Source organism: Deefgea piscis, assembly GCF_019665785.1.
GTDB lineage: Bacteria > Pseudomonadota > Gammaproteobacteria > Burkholderiales > Chitinibacteraceae > Deefgea.
The window spans coordinates 263,866-278,095 of record NZ_CP081149.1 but is presented as its reverse complement, the minus strand read 5'-3'; the positions used below and the strand labels follow the sequence as shown (position 1 = coordinate 278,095).

General features: G+C 46.1%; 14 protein-coding genes. 13 read left to right on the top strand and 1 reads right to left on the bottom strand.

Going from position 1 to position 14,230, the window contains the following annotated elements:
• The first annotated feature begins 133 nt into the window (after nt 1–133).
• The 6 genes from K4H25_RS01305 (at nt 134) to K4H25_RS01280 (ending at nt 6,134) form a co-directional block, all read left to right on the top strand.
• Nucleotides 134–3,355, top strand: a complete 3,222-nt coding sequence (locus tag K4H25_RS01305; protein WP_221021678.1) for a pilus assembly protein — start codon at nt 134–136, stop codon at nt 3,353–3,355.
• Nucleotides 3,355–3,855 (top strand): GspH/FimT family pseudopilin, encoded by a 501-nt coding sequence (locus K4H25_RS01300; RefSeq protein WP_487246751.1) that lies wholly within the window; start codon nt 3,355–3,357, stop codon nt 3,853–3,855. The genes K4H25_RS01305 and K4H25_RS01300 overlap by 1 nt, the downstream gene beginning before the upstream one ends.
• A gap of 32 nt (nt 3,856–3,887) precedes the next feature.
• On the top strand, nt 3,888–4,409 hold the full coding sequence (pilV, locus tag K4H25_RS01295; RefSeq protein ID WP_221021676.1) for a type IV pilus modification protein PilV: 522 nt from the start codon (nt 3,888–3,890) through the stop codon (nt 4,407–4,409).
• Nucleotides 4,409–5,170 carry a PilW family protein gene (locus tag K4H25_RS01290; protein ID WP_221022839.1) on the top strand — a complete coding sequence of 254 codons (762 nt, stop codon included), beginning with the start codon at nt 4,409–4,411 and terminating at the stop codon, nt 5,168–5,170. The genes pilV and K4H25_RS01290 overlap by 1 nt, the downstream gene beginning before the upstream one ends.
• Before the next feature lie 82 nt (nt 5,171–5,252).
• Entirely contained in the window at nt 5,253–5,750 is a 498-nt protein-coding gene (locus K4H25_RS01285) for a pilus assembly PilX family protein (RefSeq protein ID WP_221021675.1), read from the top strand.
• A gap of 9 nt (nt 5,751–5,759) precedes the next feature.
• On the top strand, nt 5,760–6,134 hold the full coding sequence (locus K4H25_RS01280; protein ID WP_221021674.1) for a type IV pilin protein: 375 nt from the start codon (nt 5,760–5,762) through the stop codon (nt 6,132–6,134).
• Nucleotides 6,135–6,227: 93 nt separating this feature from the next.
• Here K4H25_RS01280 and K4H25_RS01275 read toward each other — a convergent pair whose 3' ends face one another.
• Nucleotides 6,228–7,136: a LysR family transcriptional regulator gene (locus tag K4H25_RS01275; protein ID WP_221021673.1), complete on the bottom strand. Its 909-nt coding sequence runs from the start codon at nt 7,134–7,136 to the stop codon at nt 6,228–6,230.
• A 530-nt stretch (nt 7,137–7,666) separates the two neighbouring features.
• Here K4H25_RS01275 and gshA point away from each other — a divergent pair.
• The 7 genes from gshA (at nt 7,667) to ptsP (ending at nt 14,190) form a co-directional block, all read left to right on the top strand.
• Nucleotides 7,667–8,935, top strand: coding sequence for a glutamate--cysteine ligase (gene gshA / locus K4H25_RS01270; protein ID WP_221021672.1), 1,269 nt, complete (start codon nt 7,667–7,669; stop codon nt 8,933–8,935).
• On the top strand, nt 8,935–9,267 hold the full coding sequence (locus tag K4H25_RS01265; protein ID WP_182075933.1) for a DMT family transporter: 333 nt from the start codon (nt 8,935–8,937) through the stop codon (nt 9,265–9,267). The genes gshA and K4H25_RS01265 overlap by 1 nt, the downstream gene beginning before the upstream one ends.
• Nucleotides 9,268–9,400: 133 nt before the next feature.
• On the top strand, nt 9,401–10,351 hold the full coding sequence (gene gshB, locus K4H25_RS01260; protein WP_221021671.1) for a glutathione synthase: 951 nt from the start codon (nt 9,401–9,403) through the stop codon (nt 10,349–10,351).
• Nucleotides 10,345–11,463: an FAD:protein FMN transferase gene (locus K4H25_RS01255; RefSeq protein ID WP_255587893.1), complete on the top strand. Its 1,119-nt coding sequence runs from the start codon at nt 10,345–10,347 to the stop codon at nt 11,461–11,463. Before gshB ends, K4H25_RS01255 begins: the two co-directional genes overlap by 7 nt.
• A gap of 170 nt (nt 11,464–11,633) precedes the next feature.
• Nucleotides 11,634–12,047 carry a PTS sugar transporter subunit IIA gene (locus tag K4H25_RS01250; RefSeq protein ID WP_173532698.1) on the top strand — a complete coding sequence of 138 codons (414 nt, stop codon included), beginning with the start codon at nt 11,634–11,636 and terminating at the stop codon, nt 12,045–12,047.
• A 2-nt stretch (nt 12,048–12,049) separates the two neighbouring features.
• The gene (locus K4H25_RS01245) at nt 12,050–12,322 is read left to right on the top strand and encodes an HPr family phosphocarrier protein (protein ID WP_221021670.1); all 273 of its coding nucleotides are present in this window, start codon (nt 12,050–12,052) and stop codon (nt 12,320–12,322) included.
• A gap of 140 nt (nt 12,323–12,462) precedes the next feature.
• Complete coding sequence (gene ptsP, locus K4H25_RS01240) at nt 12,463–14,190, top strand: phosphoenolpyruvate--protein phosphotransferase (protein WP_221021669.1); 1,728 nt, start codon at nt 12,463–12,465, stop codon at nt 14,188–14,190.
• Nucleotides 14,191–14,230 lie beyond the last annotated feature (40 nt).

Sequence of the window (14,230 nt, the reverse complement as noted above, 5' to 3'; positions counted from 1 at the left end):
AATAGCTTTATTGAATGAATGTGCAAGTAAGTTTACTTGGGTAGATTAATAAGTTATTTGTTTATTTTTACTATATTTACTGGGTGGATGTGTAATTTTTTAATGGCGTAAAAAGCAAAGCTTGAGGTGTGCAATGAATAATTCATTCAAAGTAAAGCCGATTTATATTTGGCTAACATTGGCATTAGCGCTTCAAGATTTGGCTGTTGCCGGCGGATATTATCCAGCTTTACCGCCGACATTATCCACCTCGGTAACCCCCAACGTCATGCTGATGATCGATAACTCCGGCAGTATGGTGCAAGATCAAAATAATGCATGGATCCCGAAAACCGCTAAATGTGATTCGGATGGTGAAATTTGGACCGGCTGTATTGTTAACAATACCGACTCGTATCGTACCGTGATCGATGCCGACGCCAATACCAAAATGATAATTGCCAAAGACGTGGCGAAAACCTTGGTGAATAATAATCCGACGCTACGCTGGGGGGTGGCCTCGTTCCGAGTGAATGATCCCAAGGGGATTGGTGGCAGTGAGCGTGGTGAGGGCGCCAAAATTGTGACCAATATTGGCAGCAGCATCGACACGGTAACGGCCGGGATTGATTCTTTAGTTGGCCGAACGGCAACACCGCTGGGTGAGGCATTATTAGAAATAACGCAATATTATCAAGGCAAAGCATCGCTCAATGGATTGGGCAATTACACCAGCCCGATTCAATATCGCTGCCAAAAAAACTTTACCATTGTCATCACCGATGGCGATGCCAGTAATGATGAAAAATTTCCAACGATTAATTACACCTCAATTAATTCATCTAATGTTGCGGTAGCAAAAACATTCAATGTTTGCACTGCTGCTTCGGGAACGGATTGCCCGGCAACTTTAGAAGGCGCAACCAATACCAATCCTTCATTTGGTGATACTAGCAACCGGCCTAGAGCATTACGTGATGTGGCCAAGTATGCCAATGATTTAGATATGCGCGTATCGACCACCGCCGCGCCATTAAATGATTTAGACGGCAAATCCTTTGATGATGAAAAATTCAAAAAACAAAATATGCAAACCTATACTGTCGGTTTTGCGGTGCTCAATAATGTGTTGCCTGCGGCTGCCAGTGTCGGCGGCGGCAAATACTATAACGCCAATAATAAAGCTGAATTAACTGCCGCCTTAACCAGTGCGGTCAATGATATTGTGGCTTCTATTTCGAATGCTGGTGGTGTGGCAACGCAGGCTGATGTTTTAACTTCGGGAAATAAAGTATTTCAGCCGGTATTTAATCCCAATGGTTGGTATGGTGAATTGCGTTGTTTTAATCTCGACGCTACAGGTAATTTTAATCCCGCCACTTCACAGTGCTCACCCGCTAAAGCCATTATTCCATCAGAAGCCAGTCGTAAAATCTATTCATCCAAAGTCGCATCAGGCGTTACTACCAGCTTTGATTTTAATGTGGCGGGTTTAGGATTAATGACGACCACGCAATTAAATGCACTACAAACGGTAATTGACAATACGGTCACCGAGAATGGAACTAATGTAGTTAAATTTATTCGCGGCATAGAAGGTCTTACTGGGTATCGCACTCGAAGTAATGGCCTACTCGGCGATATTATCGATAGCCAACCCGTGGTGATTTCTAAACCCGCGGGTACGACCACCGATAGCAGCTATAGCGCATTTCAAACGAACAATGCCAATCGAAACATGGTTTTTATTGGCGCCAATGACGGCATGTTGCACGCATTTAGCGTCGCTACGATGTCGGAATTGATGGCGTATATTCCGTCGCCGGTTTATGGCAATTTAAAAGCATTAACGGCCACCGATTATGGCCAAAGTGGTGGTACGCCACATGAATATCATGTGAATGGTAGTCTGCGGCAGGCCGATGTGAAGATTGGCGATAATTGGAAAACCATCCTTGTCGGCGGCTTAGGGCAAGGTGGTAAAGGATTCTTTGCCGTTGATACCACATCAGAATCGACCTTGGGCAGTAAGGGCAGTATCAAATGGGAATGGACTGATGTCAGCACCAATACTATGGGTTATGCCCTAGGGACACCCATTATTTACAATGTTAGAACTTCAGATAGCACAGTCGTGCCAGCTGTCATTTTAAGCAATGGCTATGAAAATAAATGGGTTAAAGGGGCGTCACCACAACTGGCGAATACCTCGTCTTTATATATTGTGAATGCCGATACCGGCGCATTATTAAAACAAATTGATGTTCCCGGCGGGGCTGGCTTGTCGTCGCCTGCTGGCGTGGATGCTGGGCAAGATGGGGTATTAGATTATGTTTATGCTGGTGATATCAATGGCAAATTATGGCGCTTTGATTTAACCGATTCCAGCCCGAGTAATTTTAAAGTCATCAGCACGCCAATTTATGATGCTGGTACCACTAAACCGATTGTTATGCGCCCGGCAGTGATGGCACTGAATTCTACCAGTGGCGAACCAATTGGCAACTTGGTGATGTTTGGCACCGGTAAATTATTAACCGATAGCGATCGATCGGATACCAGTCAGCAAACATTTTATGGCGTACTCGATAAAATGGAAGATTCATTTTCAACGATCACCGAATCTAATTTGCAAAAACAAGAAATTCTAACCACTCAGACTCTAAGTGGTAGCAGCACGATACGCGCAGGGAATTATCGCAAACTCTCGAGTAATTCGATTGACTTGCAATCGACTAGTAATACTAAATTAGGTTGGTTTATTAATTTACCGGTGAGCAGCGAGCGCTTAGTGACATCCCCAATGATTTTTGAAGATAAATTATTATTTGGTACGGGTATTCCATTAGCGACTGAAAAATGCCTACCCGGTGGTAAAGGTTGGATTATGGGTGTGAATCCATTAACTGGATCAGTAACAAAAAATATCAATAAAAAAACACCTCAAACTTATAGCTTTATCGATATTAATTTTGATAATAAATCTACGGCTGGCGATAAAATTTCTTTTTCTGGCGGCGCTGAGTATATGAGTGGCTATGAAAAAGATGGTATTCCTACAGAATTAACTTATGTTTCAACTGAAAGTAAATTAGTAACGCCTGCCGATAAGAGCAATACATCAGGCACGCCAGGCAATATCATTGCGCAACGTGAAGCAAATTCGATGGCGGTTTATACCGGTAATCCTAAATTAGTAATTGGTACAAAAGTACCGGCAATTAAAATATTCAAACCCATTCCTCGCCCCGCATCGACCGGTAAAGGCTCTCTCTACACCGGCACGATTGGTAATGACACAGTAGAAAAAACCGGGCTATTGACTAAAGCCACCGGAGTGAAAGTTGAAACCACACTTTGGCGCGAGATTAAATAATGTTAAAAACACCTAATTTAATTGAACGAGGAATGTCTTTAATTGAATTGATGGTGTCAGTGGCTATTTTAAGTATTTTATTGGCCATTGCTGTACCCGATATGATTAGTTTATTTCGCGATGCGCGATTGTCATCGCAAACGGATTTATTGGTGGCGAGTTTAAATACCGCTCGACTTGAGGCGATTAAACAAAAACAAGATGTAACTTTGTGTCCGGCAAGTAATGCCAATACTGCCACAACGTGTTCAGCGACTTTAAGCGATTGGTCTAAAGGCTGGATAATTATTCAGGGTACAACGATTTTGCAGCGAATTATCGTGCAAAAAGACGTGGTTGTTACCACCACTAGTAGCAGTATTGTTTTTAATTCCACCTTGGGTAGCACCACCGCTGCAGCAAGCTTTACTTTATGTTCGCCAGCTAGAAAGCAGCAAAATATAAATGTATCTCTCTCTGGGCGAATTAATAAAAGTGTCAGTAGCACCGTGTGTAGTTAATGCGGATGACCATGACCTTGAGGTTTAAAGCAATGTTTAAATCAATACATCAACAATCTGGCTTATCACTGATTGAAGTGATGGTTTCGGTGATGATATTAGGGCTCGGCCTATTGGGCTTGGCAGCGTTACAAACGCGCTCAGTGATGATGAATCAGAGCGCGTATTATCGCAGTATTGCCGCTGATTTAGCCGCAGAGTTAAGTGATCGAATTCGCGCTAATCGCACACCTTTTTTAGCCAGTACTGATGCAGAGATCCCAGTGCCATTACCACCGGATTTTTCTAAATGCGTACAAAATTCAGCAAATAATGACAATGTTGATTGTACTGCTCAAACATCAGGCGTTGAATCATATTTAGTCAGCACTGAAATGACAAATTGGAATCAATTTTTACGATCTCAATTACCCGGGGCAACTTTTACTTTAGAGCAAGCGCCAGGTCAATCTACTGGTTTTTATCGCTATACATTAAAAATTAGTTGGATTGATAATCGATCTGCATCATCGGTTGCAAGTCAAAAAACGATTTATTCGACGGTTATTGAATAATGAAAAGAAACTTTGGATTTACATTAATTGAATTAATGGTGGCTATGGCTATTTCTTTGGTCGCTTTATTGGCTTTGTCTGAGCTGTATATTAATACGCGAAAAACAGCGGGTTTACAGATGATTCAAAATCAGGTTTCCGAAGATGGTCGCTATGCCATATCAATGTTGCAGCGTGCGATTGCTCAAGCTGGTTTTCGTGCTGATCCAACACAGGCTTTAGCGAGCGATCGAATTACGGCCACGTCGAATGAATCAATTAGCGTTAAATTTACTTCGGATGGCCAAAATCAGATTGATTGTAATGGCAGCGTTGCCGCTGCAGGTGCGACGACGCTGGTGATTGCTAGGCCATCGAGCACGAGTAATCAATTGCAATGCGGCACAGTAGATTGGATTGCGCCGAGTGCTTCTGGCTCCGGTAATGGGACTGAATTAATTGATTTTAAAATTTTATATGGTATCGATACTGGGCCCAATTTAGCCGACGGTAGTTATGGCTGCGGGAATGATCCGGGTGATGGTAGTAAACCAAGAGATTGTATTGCCGATAGCTATGTGAGCAGCTTAACTGGCGGCGTGACAGCGAGCCAAATTGCATCGATTAAAGTGTGCTTGGTATTAAGGTCAGAAAAAACCGATACATCGATTGTAAAGCCGGCCGCAGTTAAAGATTGTAGTGGCAGCGATATTACTGGATCGGATACAGATAAAAAACTGTATCGAATGTTCCGCTCAACGATTATGTTAAGAAATAATTAGGGGTCGATTTAAAAAATATTAGCGATAAAACCCAACGAAACAATACGGCAATACAGTTGATTTACTTTTAGGCGATATCGCAATGGAAAATCATAAAGAGCATGGCTTTATTTTAATCATCGCTTTAATTTTATTAGCCGTGGTAACGATTTTGGTCGTCAATGGGATGCGCAGCACGACGATGAATGAAAAAATGGCTGGCAATTATATGGATAGAAATAGCGCCTACCAAGCGGCTGAACTGGCGCTGCGGCAAGGTACGGCCTTATTGCAAGCCAATGCCGATAGTTGTTTGGACGGCTGCAGCAATGCCACGGTGACGGGGGTTGGCCCGGTGGTGACCGCTATGCCGAGCGTGTGGTCCGATAATCTTTCAACGCAAGCGGTGATTCCGGTGCCCACCAGTTCGCCCGCGCCACAATGGGTTTCAGCTAAATACCTGATTAATCAATTACCCGATGCGATGCGCCCGAGTGATAAAACATCTTGCAAAGCGTATAGCGTAATGGGGCGGGGGCAAGGGATTGATACCCGCTCAGTGGTGGTATTACAAACTACAGCTTTTGTTTGCCCACTTTAAGGAGTTAGCATGATTAATCACCGAGGCTTTAGCTTAATTGAATTGATGATTGCAGTGGCGATTATTGGGATTTTAGCGGCTATTGCTTTGCCGAGTTATCAACAATATATTGTGAAAACTCGCCGCACTGATGTGCAGCAAATGCTGAGTTCCCAAGCTCAGGCCTTAGAGCGTTATTTTACTAGTAATGGTCGCTATACCAGTAGCGGCACCACCTGCGGCGTGAGTAACCTAAGCAATACCTATTACACCATCACATCGGATTGCAGTACGGCGAATGTGTTTACGGTTACGGCAACACCAATCAGTGGTAAATCACAAGCCAGCGATGGCACGCTAACCTTAGACAATACTGGGTATCGTACTGGTACTTGGGCTAATTAATTTTAGGGTCTGTTGGCGTTTGCGCGGATTTTGGCCTGAGGCAAGGCACAAGCGCAGCGTAGTCATTCTAAGCTAGCGCTTGGTAACGCAGCATCAGACCTTCGAGAGTTTGCCGCGTAGCTCGGGCAAAATAAAATCAATAAAGGCGCGGTATTTTTTGGGCATCGCGCTACGTTGTGGGTATACCAAATAAATCGGCGTCGGCTTTTCGTACCATTGTGGCAAGACCTCCTGTAATAATCCCAAGCGACAATAGCTTTCACCGACGATGTCGGGCAAAAGGGCGATACCGTGTCCGGCCACGGCACTCATGGCTAGGGTGGGATTGTTATTGCTGCATAGTACCGGTTGCAAGTCGACAGTGAATTTGGCGCCAGCCGATTGCATTTGCCATTGCCGCGTTGTTTGATACTCATCGTTAATTAAAATATCGTGATGAGTCAGATCTGCTGGGCTGTGTAATTGCGGCGCTTGCTGCAAATAATGCGGTGAGGCGTAGAGCTTTTCCAGCGAATGGCCAGCAAGTCGTCCGACTAAACGTTCATCCCCCACCGTGCCTGAACGAATACAAAAATCAATGCCTTCCAAAATCGGGTCTTGTATTCGGTTATTGGCGTCAACGCGAATATTGAGTTTGGGTTGTAATTTGGCAAATTGCGCCATTAAAGGCCCGATGACATATTGCGCCATCGATGGTGTGGTGCTGATGAATAATTCGCCTTCAATATGTTGCTGCGTATCTTCAATATCTAAGCGAACTTGGCCTAATAATTCGCGCAAAGCCTGCGCGTGGATTAACAACGTTTGTCCCGATTCGGTTAAAGAAATGCGCCGTGTGCTGCGCAGTAATAACACCGAACTCAATTCAAGCTCTAATTGGCTAATTAACTGGCTAACATGGCTTTTAGCGCAGCTCATTTCTTGCGCAGCGGCGGTAAAGCTACCAAGACGAGCAAGTGATTCAAAGGCGAGCAAAGCTTCAGGCAGCAATTTTGTTTTCATTGAAGAACAACTCGTTTTGGATTTGATGACTAATCAATACCGCATTATGCACATAGGATATGCCGCTGGGTCAATCATGTGGGGTGGGGTATGCGCTGTTATTTAAAGAATTTTTGGCGATGTTTGACGACGTATGACATGAAATATGATGCTTTTGCCCGTCATCATTCAAACTGGTGGGCGCAGTTTCAACCGCCTGTTCGACAGGCTGATCACCATAAAGAAGGTTGGCGGCGTTAAAAGCATTGTTCTTTAAATCAGACTAAATCGTATGAATTTACGCCATTAGGTTCTGGGTGATCATTGCTGGGATCGCATTGCTTGGTTTCGACGGCTGAAGAAAAGCAGATGCTGTTTTTGGCGGAGCAGGGGTTTTTAGTTCTATGTCGGTATTGCTCTAGATGCTTTATATATAAAAGCATTGATACATATACCTATAGATACCTTGTTGCTATGGTGACGGAGAGCTTGAATTTCGCCACTTAGCCGCCATATCTTGCAGATCCCTTTCTACTTTCGCCGGAGTCGCCATGAGCGTGCCGCACCTGACTACAGCCTTAACCGGGCCTCTCTTAGACCTTGAGCGAAAAATCCTCGCTGCGCAACCCGAGATTGAGCATTGGTTTCGCAATCAATGGCAAGAGCATACCCCGCCGTTTTATGGTTCGGTCGATTTACGCAACGCGGCTTATAAACTGGCACCGGTCGATATGAACTTATTTCCGGGTGGATTTAATAATCTGAATCCGGATTTTCACCCGCTGGCAGTGCAAGCGGCGATGACAGCACTCGAGGGCTATTGCCCTGATGCGCGCCGCGTATTGTTAATCCCAGAAAATCACACTCGCAATCAGTTCTATCTACAAAATGTGGCGGCGCTGAGCAAGATTTTGCGCCAAGCTGGGATGGTGGTCCGCATCGGTAGTCTGAATCCAGAAATCACCACTGCAACAACGCTGGAATTACCCGATGGCAGCACGATGGTGCAAGAGCCCGTGATTCGTACTGGCAATCGCGTTGGTTTGGCCGATTTTGATCCTTGCGTGGTGCTGCTCAACAACGATTTGTCAGCCGGTATTCCGAGCATATTAGTCAATATCGAACAAACGCTGTTGCCACCGTTGCATGCGGGCTGGTCAACGCGCACTAAAACGCAGCACTTTACGGCTTATGATCGTGTGGTGAATGATTTTGCGCAATTGATTGGCATTGATCCATGGGTCGTGAATCCTTATTTTGATCATGTCGATGGTCTGGATTTTCAATCGCGTGAAGGCGAGGAAAAACTGGCGGCGACTGTCGATCAAATGATTCAAAAAATTGCGCTTAAATATGCCGAACACGGTATTGAGCAAACGCCATTTGTAATCGTGAAAGCCAATGCCGGCACTTATGGCATGGGGATTATGAGCGTGAAATCGGGCGAAGAATTGATCGGCTTAAATCGCAAGCAGCGCAATAAAATGTCGGTGATTAAAGAAGGCTTGCAAGTGCACGATGTAATCGTGCAAGAAGGCGTGCCAACGATGGAAATCGTCGATGATGGCGTTGCTGAACCCGTGGTGTATATGTTGGATCGATTTGTGATTGGTGGTTTTTATCGCGTGCATACTGGCCGTGGTATCGACGAAAACCTCAATGCGCCGGGCATGCACTTTAAGCCCTTGGCTTTTGCCACTCCGCTCACCACCCCCGATTGTGATGGCTCGCCCGATTGTGAAGCTAATCGTTTTTACGCCTATGGCGTGGTAGCGCGTTTGGCGCTCTTGGCCGCTTCGCTTGAATTGGAACAAGAATAATGTCGGCATTAAGCCAAGCTTGGCTGCTCTTGCTGGGCGCGGGGATTTGTGAAATTGGCTGGCCGCTGGGATTTAAACTGTCACAAACCAGCCAGTACCCTAAATTGGCCATTGCCGCGTCGATTCTCTCGATTGCGGTGAGTGGTCTGTTGCTGTGGATGGCGCAAAAGCAGATTCCAATTGGTACCGCGTATGCGGTGTGGACCGGCATTGGCGCAGCAGGAACATTTTTAGTTGGCGTGGTGTGGTTTAACGATCCGCTCACCGTGATGCGTAGCGTGGGCGCGATGATGATTATCGGCGGCGTGATTGTGATGAAATTGGCGCACTAACTTACGTCATTAATGTCATCTAGAATTTCTCTGAGTCAAGGCGCCATCATTGGCTAACAATGGTGGCGATTCTTTTCAAGCGACGGCATTAAAAATGTGAAATCGAGTTGGGCTATTTAAAAAGGATTCAAAAATGCGATTTTTATTTGTAGTTGATCCACTCGCTAGCTTTAAAATTTATAAAGACACGACCTTTGTCATGATGCGCGAAGCCATCGTGCGTGGGCATGAAGTTTGGACTTGTTTGATTGACGAATTGAGTTTGCAGCAAACTTTGGTTCAAGCGACTGCGCGGCGTTTAACGCTCACGCCAAACGCAGATAATTGGTATCAAGAAGGCGACGCAGCAACAATCGCTTTGCGCGATTTTTCTGGCGTAATCATGCGTAAAGATCCGCCGTTTAATCAGCAATATTATTATGCAACGCAGCTATTTAGTTTGGCTGAAGAGCAAGGCGCCAATGTATTTAATAGCGGCCAAGCTTTGCGTGATTTTAATGAAAAATTGGCGATTTTTAAGTTTCCTGAATTCACCACCGAAACCATGGTCAGTCAAAATCCAGCCGATATTCGCGCCTTTGTCGCTGAGCTAGGTGATGTGATTGTGAAGCCACTCGATGGTATGGGCGGGGCGGGTATTTTCCGCTTGCGCCCAGACGACGCCAACTTGGGCTCGATACTCGAGATGCTCACCACCAATGGCACGGTTTCCATTATGGCGCAGCAATATCTACCGGCGATTAAAGACGGCGATAAACGCATTTTACTGATTGATGGCGTACCCGTTGAATGGTGTTTGGCACGAATTCCCGCGCAGGGCGAAACGCGCGGCAATTTAGCCGCTGGTGGCACCGGGGTTGCGCGGCCTTTGACCGCACGTGACCGTGAAATTGCCAATCAACTTGGCCCGCGTTTGGCAGCACAAGGCTTGTTCTTGGTGGGCTTGGATGTGATTGGCGACAATCTCACCGAAGTGAATGTAACTAGCCCAACGTGTTTCCAAGAAATTAGCGCCCAATCGGGGATTGATGTTGCGGCGCTGTTTATTGATGCTTTAGAGCGTAAGGTGTTGGAGCAGTGCTAAACCGCGATGCGGCAGAGCGAATGGTCAATTTAACAACCGAGGGCAGGGTGCCGCGTTTTTTAAATGCTGCGTGGCGCTCTCGGCAATGGCGCTTTGCTTGGATGGCCCTTGGTTTGCTATTGAGCGCCTGTAGCCAGCCGCAGCTGTATACCCAAGAGAGCTATGTATTTGGCACTCGGGTACAAATTAGTATTTATGGTTTAGAGCCCGACGTTGCTGCAAAACATGCCAATGCCGTCTTAAAAGAGCTCGATCGCTTACACCTTAAGCTGCACGCTTGGCAACCTTCTGAAGTGACCCGTTTAAACCAAGCTTTTGCCCGCGGTGAAACGGCCGTGGTGGACATTGAATTGGCGCAAATGATTCAACAAGCGGCCAATTATGCACAGCGCTCAGATCAATTATTTAATCCTGCCGTTGGCAATTTGGTGCAGTTATGGGGTTTTCATCAAGACCAATTTGCACCGGTGACGCCAGACCCTGCGGCCTTACAAGCGGCATTAGCCGCGCAACCTAACCTAGACAATTTAACGTGGAATGGCGCTAGCGTGAGCAGTAGCAATCCACAGTTAGCGATTGATTTTGGTGGTTTTGCTAAGGGCTGGGCTTTAGATCATTCGGCCAATTATTTGCGTAAAGCGCGGGTGATGAATGCGCTGGTGAACATTGGTGGCAATGTGATTGCATTGGGCAAAAAAGGCGGCGAGCCTTGGGTGGTGGGTTTGCAACATCCACGTTTGCCTGAGGCCATGGCGACCTTGCCCTTGTATGACGGCGAAGCGATCGGCACGACGGGGGATTATCAACGCTTTTTTGAGATGAATGGTCGGCGTTATTCTCATGTGATTGATCCCCGCAATGGGCAGCCAGCACAAGGCGTGCAGGCGGTGACGGTCTTAAGTCCAAGCCATGCTGATGCGGGGACGGTGTCTGATGTGGCGACCAAACCGATGTTTATTCAAGGCGTGCCATCAGCACTGCTTTACGCGCAGCGCTTTGGAATTAAAGACGTGTTAATGGTGAGTGCCAACGGTGATGTGTATATCACCGAACAATTACAACAGCGTTTAACGTGGCTAAAATCACCGCCCCATTTGTATCGATTACGCTAAATTGTTGTAGTGATGTTATTAGGTACTATGAACATGTCGTAAGTTTTAAAACAGCTATATTATATCTGGGGTATGTCAATGTTTTGGTTTGGGTAAACCACGCGTTAACAAACTTTAGCTAAATTGATTTCAAAGCTCTAAACACGAGCAGTAAAAGGATCCCGTCACACATGGTAGGAATCATCATTGTCACTCATTACACCATGGGTGAAGCGCTTATTGCTTGTGCTCAGCACATTATGGGGCGTGCTTTGCCGCAATTGGCTCAATTGGCGGTGAGTAAAGCCGATGATCCCGATGAATTAATGAAACGAGCGCAAGAATTGATCAATCAGCTGGACGATGGTTCAGGCGTCTTATTATTGACGGATATTTATGGTGGCACACCTTCAAATATCGCTAATCGTTTAATTGTTCCCGGCCACGTTGAAGCGGTCGCTGGAGTTAATTTGCCGATGCTGGTTCGAGCATTAACTTATGGGCATCAATCGCTAGATATTGCCGTTAGCAAAGCCATTACGGGTGGTTTAGAAGGGGTGTTGTATATGCTACCCACGGTGCCACAAGATGAAAAAGGCGATTAATAATGTTGCAACAAGAAGTAGAAATCATTAATAAATTAGGATTGCATGCGCGAGCATCGAGTAAGTTAACGCAATTAGCCAGCCAGTTTCAATGCGAGGTATGGATCACTCGTAATCAACGCCGAGTCAATGCCAAGTCAATTATGGGTGTAATGATGTTGGCTGCAGGCAAGGGTAGCAAAATAACCATTGAAACCAGTAATGCCCCCGATGAGGCAGCAGCGATGGATGCATTGCTAGCCTTAATTGCGGATAAATTTGGTGAAGGCGAGTAAGTCCTCGCGCAAACATGACAGGCCGCATGGGTGATGTGTTGATGCGAGGCCACGCAGCAGGCAAACAATTGGTTCACTTGGCATGATCTAGCGATGTGAATGAGTGCATTGGGCGAAATGCTCGCCTTGGAGGGAAATGGATGAGTATTACTTTGCATGGTTTAGGCATTGGTGGCGGTATTGCCATCGGTCACGCGCATTTAATATCGCAAGCCGATATTGAAATCGTGCATTACCAATTGCCGCCCGAAGCGATCGCCGGTGAAGTGCTGCGCTTTGAAGACGCAATTCGTAATACTCGCAAAGAGCTTGAAATGCTATGGGGAAGCATCCCCGAAAATGCGCCCACTGAACTGGGGGCATTTTTAAGCCTGCATATCATGCTGCTCAACGACCACACCTTATCCAAAGACCCGATTCACTTAATTCAAACCCAGCATTGCAATGCCGAGTGGGCTTTGCAGCAACAACTGGATGTGTTGTTGGCGCAGTTTGATGAAATCGAAGAGGAATATCTGCGCGAACGGCGCACCGATGTCATTCAAGTGACTGAGCGCATCTTTAAAACCTTGGCCGGACATGAGCCGATTTTTCATGCGCCGCATTGCGGTGGCGACGACTGCATTTTAGTCGCGCATGACTTATCGCCCACCGATATGGTGTTGTTTAAAGATAGTAATTATCGTGCCTTTATTACTGACGTTGGTGGGGTGACTTCACACACGGCGATTTTAGCGCGCAGCCTTGATTTGCCTTCGGTATTGGCTTTGCGCCACGCGCGGGAAATGATTCGCGAGCAAGAGCTTATCATTGTCGACGGGATTAATGGCGTCGTTATTATTGATCCAGACGAGCTGATTTTGGCCGAATATCGTTTGCGGCAAAACGATTGGCTGCTGAAACAAAACGCGCTGCAAGACATCCGAACCAGTCAAGCGATTACACGCGATGGTACGCCAGTTGAGTTGTACGCCAATATTGAATTACCCGAAGATTGTGAGCTGGCGCTAGAAAATAACGCTTTTGGTATTGGCTTATTTCGCTCTGAGTTTTTGTTTTTAAAAGAAGACGATTTACCCAGCGAAGAAGAGCAATTTATTGCGTATAAGGCGGTTGCTGAGTCAATGCAAGGCAAGCCAGTCATTATTCGTACTGTCGATTTGGGTAAAGATAAAATCCCTTCGTGGCAATCTGAAAGCGAAGCCCCCAACCCAGCTTTGGGTTTGACCGGAATTCGCTTATGCATGGCCGAACCGCAAATGTTTCGCACGCAATTGCGCGCGTTATTACGCGCCTCGGCTTTTGGCAAGGTGAAACTGCTGTTGCCGATGCTATCGACGATTAATGAAGTGAAGCAAACGCGGGGGCATTTAGATGAGGTCAAAGCCGATTTGCGCCGTCATCAGATTTTATTTGATGAAGGCATCGAGCTCGGCGGCATGATTGAAGTCCCTGCTGCGGCGATGGCCGTGGCTACTTTTTTAAATCATTTGGATTTTGTTTCCATCGGTACCAATGACTTGATTCAATACTCCTTGGCAGTAGATCGCAATGATGATGCAGTCAGCCATTTGTACGATCCACTCAATCCCGGGGTGCTGCAGCTGCTGTATCACGTGATCAGTACTGCCAATCGCTTGGGTAAGCCAGTGTCGATGTGTGGCGAAATGGCCGGCGACCCAAGTTTAAGCCGTTTATTGCTGGGCTTAGGTTTGCGACGGTTCTCGATGCTACCGATTCAATTGCTTAAAGTGAAGCAGCTGATTTTATCGGCAGAAATGGCTTTTATTACGCCGATTGTGGCGCAAATGCTGGCGGCTGAAGATAGCGATCGTTTACGCGAACTTTTACAAGAGCTTAATAAATAGCAGGGTATCTGCTTGTGGGTAATGTATATCAAAACTTAAA

Excerpts from the sequence above, each read along its gene's own strand:
- K4H25_RS01245 (WP_221021670.1), top strand. The coding sequence starts at position 12,050 with ATGTTGCAACAAGAAGTAGAAATCATTAATAAATTAGGATTGCATGCG.
- pilV (WP_221021676.1), top strand. The coding sequence starts at position 3,888 with ATGTTTAAATCAATACATCAACAATCTGGCTTATCACTGATTGAAGTG.
- K4H25_RS01290 (WP_221022839.1), top strand. The coding sequence starts at position 4,409 with ATGAAAAGAAACTTTGGATTTACATTAATTGAATTAATGGTGGCTATG.
- K4H25_RS01265 (WP_182075933.1), top strand. The coding sequence starts at position 8,935 with ATGTCGGCATTAAGCCAAGCTTGGCTGCTCTTGCTGGGCGCGGGGATT.
- gshB (WP_221021671.1), top strand. The coding sequence starts at position 9,401 with ATGCGATTTTTATTTGTAGTTGATCCACTCGCTAGCTTTAAAATTTAT.
- K4H25_RS01300 (WP_487246751.1), top strand. The coding sequence starts at position 3,355 with ATGTTAAAAACACCTAATTTAATTGAACGAGGAATGTCTTTAATTGAA.
- K4H25_RS01305 (WP_221021678.1), top strand. The coding sequence starts at position 134 with ATGAATAATTCATTCAAAGTAAAGCCGATTTATATTTGGCTAACATTG.
- K4H25_RS01285 (WP_221021675.1), top strand. The coding sequence starts at position 5,253 with ATGGAAAATCATAAAGAGCATGGCTTTATTTTAATCATCGCTTTAATT.
- gshA (WP_221021672.1), top strand. The coding sequence starts at position 7,667 with ATGAGCGTGCCGCACCTGACTACAGCCTTAACCGGGCCTCTCTTAGAC.
- K4H25_RS01280 (WP_221021674.1), top strand. The coding sequence starts at position 5,760 with ATGATTAATCACCGAGGCTTTAGCTTAATTGAATTGATGATTGCAGTG.
- K4H25_RS01275 (WP_221021673.1), bottom strand. The coding sequence starts at position 7,136 with ATGAAAACAAAATTGCTGCCTGAAGCTTTGCTCGCCTTTGAATCACTT.
- ptsP (WP_221021669.1), top strand. The coding sequence starts at position 12,463 with ATGAGTATTACTTTGCATGGTTTAGGCATTGGTGGCGGTATTGCCATC.
- K4H25_RS01250 (WP_173532698.1), top strand. The coding sequence starts at position 11,634 with ATGGTAGGAATCATCATTGTCACTCATTACACCATGGGTGAAGCGCTT.